Genomic DNA, 5,162 nt, shown 5'->3' with positions numbered 1-5,162 from the left:
GCAAAAATTTCAGGAAGATTATGCAAAAATTTATAAATATTTTAAAAAATATTAACGAACTAATCGTCTTTAAGCACTCTGTTTTCGCGCTGCCTTTTATCTTTACGGCGATGATAACGGCGAGCGCGCAGGTAAACGGCACGGCTTGGTTTGGCTGGAAGTTGCTTATTTTGGGCGTTCTTTGCGCGGTTTCGGCGCGAAATTTCGCGATGGCTTTTAACCGCTACAAGGACGAGGACATCGACAAATTAAACCCGCGCACGGCAAATCGCCCAAGCGTGGACGGACGTATCGGCAGGACGAATCTGCAAATTTTTATCGCAGCAAACGCCGTCATCTTCGTGCTAGTCGCCTATCTCGTAAACGATCTTGCGTTTTGGCTGAGCTTTCCGATCTTAGCGGTGCTTGGCGGATATTCGCTTTTTAAGCGTTTTAGCGAGCTAGCGCACTTAGTCTTAGGTCTCTCGCTGGGCCTCGCGCCCATCGCTGGAGCCGTCGCCGTTGCGGGCGAGATACCGCTTTTTAGCGTGCTGCTCTGCCTTGGCGTGATGTTTTGGGTGGCGGGATTTGACCTGCTTTATTCGCTTCAGGATATCGAATTTGACCGCGAGCACGGGCTTTTTAGCATACCTAGCGTTTACGGTGAAAAGGCTACGATGTTTATCTCGGCGATATTTCACGCCACAGCCGTGATATTTTGGTTGCTTTTTGCGTGGGCGGGATGGCTTGGCACGGCCGCGTATGCGGGCATTTTGCTTTGCGGGGGTATCTTGGTTGCCGAGCACCGCATCGTTAGGCGGGATTTTAGCAAGATCGACCGTGCGTTTTTCACGCTAAACGGCTATCTGGGCATACTTTTTTTCGTTTTCGTTTGGGCTAGCCTATGAGACTGGTTCCGGCAAATTTAGACGTAGTTTTTGAGGAAATCGGCGAGCGCGAGAGCGAGTTTTTGCGCGAATTTGACAAGCTAAGCGGAAACGAGGACGATCCGCTAGGAGCGTGGATAAAGCGCGCCAAAGCAAAGGGCGACACGAAAGAAAGCGATCAGGTGATACTGACGCTGCTGGTCGAGCTTCACCGTAAATTTGACGAGCTAAACGCCTACATAAAAAACGAGAAATTCGTAAAACTCGAGCTTGCGCAATCTAGCGTGCTAGACGGGATAAATTTTGAAAATTTTAGGATAAAAGAGGCTAAATTTAAAGAAGGTGCGGGCTACTACGGACGCATTTTTATGCCTATTTTCCCAAAGCGAGACGTGGCGATATTTTTTGAAGCGCTAGATGAAAAAACCGCCAAAATCACGCGCATAAACGAGAGCGACGAGAGCGACTACAACGGCTACGTGACGGCCAGAGAGCGCGCTATGATAAGAGAATTAAAGGAGATGAACGATGAGTAACGACTTGATAATATTTGTTATTTTTGGGCTGATTTTGACGGTGCTTTTCGTGCTGGTTTTTATAAAAGATTTAGAGGCTTCAAGGAAATTTTCAAGATATGAAAAAGCGATCGAAAGCCTGATACAAGAGCTTCACGCCGTAAAAAAACAGGTTGCGAATTTTAATCAAAACAGCGAGCCGGCCGAATTTGACATAGTGCAGCTAGAAAGCAACCTCGAACAGCGTCTAAATGAAAAAATCAATCAAAAAATAACCCCGATAATAAACACTCTCCAAGGCATCGAAAGCTCAATAGATAACTTCCAAAGCCAGCAGCAAGATAGGCTTTTTACGCTTGAAGAGCGCACCAAAAGCATCAGCAAGATCTCCGCTCCAAACGGCGAGGATGACGAAAAGCGCATCGTGCAGATGTATAGCGAAGGCAAAAGCATCGAAAGCATCGCAAAAGAGCTGTGCGTGGGGCTTGGCAAGGTAGAGCTGACGCTAAAACTGCGGGAGCTGATTTAGTGTTAAAATACAGGCGCGAAATATAAAAAAATAACATTATTTTCATACGCGAATTTTAAAAAAATTTAAAGCTTAAATTCCTATAATGCCTTTTAACCAAATCAAAATTAAATGGTTTTGATAAAATTTAGGGGCGAAAAATGTTAATAGACGGGCACGGACGGACGGTTGATTATCTGCGTATTTCGGTCACGCAAAGATGCAACTTTAGATGCAAATACTGCATGCCTAAAACTCCGTTTAGCTGGGAACCGAGAGAAAATTTACTAAGCTTTGAGGAGCTGTTTTTATTTGTCAAAGTCTGCTTAGACGAAGGCGTAAAAAAGATCCGTATCACGGGCGGCGAACCGCTACTGCGCAAGGACTTGGACAAATTTATCGCGATGATAAACGAGCACAGTCCTGATATCGATCTAGCCATCACGACAAACGGCTTTATGCTCAAACACTACGCAAAAGCCCTAAAAAACGCGGGTTTAAAGCGCATAAATATGTCGCTTGATAGCTTAAAAACCGAAAAAGCCAAATTTCTCGCGCAAAAAAGCGTCTTGCATGAGGTTTTAGCGGGCCTTGATGCAGCTCTTGAGGCTGGGCTAAAAGTCAAGCTAAACACCGTCGCGCTAAGAGGCGTAAATGACGACGAGATCGTATCTTTGCTAGAGTTTGCACGCTCTATGGGCTGTCAAATTCGCTATATCGAATACATGGAAAACGTCCACGCAAATGACGAGCTAAAAGGCATGAAATCGGCCGAAATTTTAGACGTCATCGCAAAAAAATATCGCTTTGAAGCGGCTGAAAAAATCCCGACCGGCCCGGCTAGCATCTACCGACTGGGGGACGGCTATACATTCGGCATCATCGACCCGCACAAACACGACTTTTGCGAGAGCTGCAACCGCATCCGCCTCACGGCCGAGGGGCATCTCATCCCGTGCCTGTATTTCGAGGATGCGATGAGTATAAAAGATGCCGTGAGAAAGGGCGATATCGCGGGCGCTAGCGAGATATTGCGCCAGGTACTACAAAACAAGCCAAAAGAAAACAAATGGGCGATCGGCGCTCAAAACGAGACCTCAAGCCGCGCCTTTTACCAAACAGGCGGCTGAAAACAGGGCTAAATTTACGCTAGATTTGACGTAGATTTAGCCTACTTTTTATTAAATTTGAATCAAATTTAACTATGTTCAAATTTTATATTTTTACCCATAAATTTACCGCCGTTTTTTATCAAAACCCGCTCAATTTTGACGTAAAATCCGCCTAACTCCATAAAACTACCCTTTAAATTTTGATATAATCGCCCAAAATTTAAAAGGCGAAATTTGAGTTTAAACCTGGTCGAGAGTTTTTTAAGTATCCAAGGCGAAGGCGCGAGTAGCGGCCGTTTGGCGATTTTTTTACGCTTTGCGGGCTGCAATCTAAACTGCGCGGGCTTTGGAGTGCGGACCGTTTCTCCTAAAACCGGCGAGACGCTAACAGGCTGCGATACGATTCGCGCAGTTTTTACGGGACATTTTTCGTATCAAAAAATCACCCGCGCCGACGAACTCATAAAAATCACTCAAAATTTGAGCGCAAATTTACGCCGTAAGCCCATCATCGTCATCACGGGCGGCGAACCGCTGCTGCATCACAAAAGCCAAATTTTGCTAGATTTTTTAAATTTTGCGATCAGTGAGGGCTACGAGCCGCACTTTGAGACGAACGGCACGATCGAGGTTGATTTCGCCAAATTTGAAATTTATAAAAAGTGCCGTTTCGCCGTCAGCGTCAAGCTCGAAAATAGCGGCGAAAGCGAGGCTAGACGCATCAACGCTAGCGCTCTAAAAGCCATAAAACAAAACTCTGCTGGCAGTTTTTATAAATTCGTCCTTGACAAAAAAAGCGCGGAAGACGGCTCGGCGATAGCGCAGATTTCACGCATTTTAGAGATTTGCGACACGGAAGTCTTTTGTATGCCGCAAGGTTATGATAAAATAAGCCTCGAGCAAAACGCTAGAGCCGTCGCGCAGTTTACGATCACGCACGGCTTTAACTACTCCGATCGCCTGCACATCAGGCTTTGGGGCGCAAAAGAAGGGGTTTAGGGCATAAATTTAGCCCGCATCTTTACGGCACAAAACGCAAATTTAATAAACGGAGCTAAGATGATAATAAGAAAAATGTTTAAATTTGAAAATGCCCATATCGTTAGATTTTGTAGCTCGAGACGCTGCAAAACCAGTATCCACGGGCACTCTTACAGGGCTGAAATTTTACTTGAATCAAATTTTCTCGATAACGCGGGGATGGTGTATGACTTTGGTCTGATGAAGCAGGGTATCGGCTGCATCATCGATAGCTTCGATCACTGCACGACGATATATAGCGGAGACAGGGTGGAGTATAAAAACGATCTCAAAAAACACTCCGCTCGCTGGATCGAGATCCCACTAAATCCCTCTGCAGAGCAGTTTTGTAGGATATTTTTCGTGATGATCGATAGGCTTTTGAAAACCACGCAGATGCAAAACGGCGAGCGCGAAGTGAAGCTTCACAGTGTCATCGTCCACGAGACCGACACGGGCTATGCGCAGTGCTTCAGAGAGGATGCGTATAACGCCAAAATGGGCGAGGTAAATTTAAACGAGATCGTCTTTTCCGAGGGCGTTAGAGCCGAGTGGGAGGACGAGGAGTTGTTTGAGAAAATCAAGCTAGGCAAAAAAATAGTAAATCCAAAGGAGGTCTAGCGCAAATGAGGAAAATTTTTGCGATTTTGACGCTGGCGGCGCTGTTTTTTGGCGGTTGCGAGGAGAAAAAGGAGCCCGCGTCGCTGGATCTTGGCGGCACCGTGCCTAGCGACGTACCCATCGCGCAAAGCGATGCAAACGTAAGTATCGACGAAAATATGCCGCCAGAGCCGGTGCCCGAAAAATGAAATTTAACGAACACCTATCAGAACTCTATGAGCTGGCGCGCTCCATCCACATCGGGCTTGCCTTTATGCTTTTGGCCTTAGTCGCGGCGCACTTTTGCCTGATAAATTTTGGCGTAAATTCGCCAGCCTACGCTAAGCGCATCAAGCTGTTTTTGCCTACCTACTACGCGTTTTTGGCTGCAATGATGCTTACGGGGCTGCTTTTGATGAGCGTTTTTTACTTTTATCCGAGCTTCAAAGCTCTTGTTATGATCGCGGTTTGGGCGCTACTTATCGGGCTTGGGGCGACGGAGTTTAAGCAGCTAAAAAAGGCGATAAAAACTAAAAATTTC

At 46.1% G+C, this 5,162-nt stretch carries 7 protein-coding genes and 1 pseudogene; all 8 read left to right on the top strand.

The window, feature by feature from the left end:
• Positions 1-20 precede the first annotated feature (20 nt).
• Positions 21-887, top strand: a complete 867-nt coding sequence (mqnP, locus tag H740_RS09350) for a menaquinone biosynthesis prenyltransferase MqnP (protein ID WP_034957892.1) — start codon at positions 21-23, stop codon at positions 885-887.
• The gene (locus H740_RS09345; RefSeq protein WP_002953489.1) at positions 884-1,402 is read left to right on the top strand and encodes a hypothetical protein; all 519 of its coding nucleotides are present in this window, start codon (positions 884-886) and stop codon (positions 1,400-1,402) included. Before mqnP ends, H740_RS09345 begins: the two co-directional genes overlap by 4 nt.
• Positions 1,395-1,910, top strand: a complete 516-nt coding sequence (locus H740_RS09340) for a DUF6115 domain-containing protein (RefSeq protein WP_002953487.1) — start codon at positions 1,395-1,397, stop codon at positions 1,908-1,910. The genes H740_RS09345 and H740_RS09340 overlap by 8 nt, the downstream gene beginning before the upstream one ends.
• 140 nt (positions 1,911-2,050) lie before the next feature.
• Positions 2,051-3,019, top strand: a complete 969-nt coding sequence (gene moaA / locus H740_RS09335; RefSeq protein ID WP_002953486.1) for a GTP 3',8-cyclase MoaA — start codon at positions 2,051-2,053, stop codon at positions 3,017-3,019.
• Between the two features lie 216 nt (positions 3,020-3,235).
• Entirely contained in the window at positions 3,236-4,000 is a 765-nt protein-coding gene (locus tag H740_RS09330) for a 7-carboxy-7-deazaguanine synthase QueE (RefSeq protein WP_002953485.1), read from the top strand.
• 60 nt (positions 4,001-4,060) lie between these two features.
• Positions 4,061-4,642, top strand: a complete 582-nt coding sequence (locus H740_RS09325; protein ID WP_002953484.1) for a 6-pyruvoyl trahydropterin synthase family protein — start codon at positions 4,061-4,063, stop codon at positions 4,640-4,642.
• 5 nt (positions 4,643-4,647) lie between these two features.
• Positions 4,648-4,830 (top strand): hypothetical protein, encoded by a 183-nt coding sequence (locus H740_RS09320; RefSeq protein WP_002947188.1) that lies wholly within the window; start codon positions 4,648-4,650, stop codon positions 4,828-4,830.
• Positions 4,827-5,162, top strand: a pseudogene (locus tag H740_RS09315) (hypothetical protein); the annotation flags it as partial. The gene H740_RS09320 and the pseudogene H740_RS09315, both read left to right, overlap by 4 nt.

It is taken from the genome of Campylobacter showae CC57C (assembly GCF_000344295.2).
Taxonomy (GTDB): Bacteria; Campylobacterota; Campylobacteria; order Campylobacterales; family Campylobacteraceae; genus Campylobacter_A; species Campylobacter_A showae_B.
This window is presented reverse-complemented; position numbering and strand designations above follow the sequence as displayed.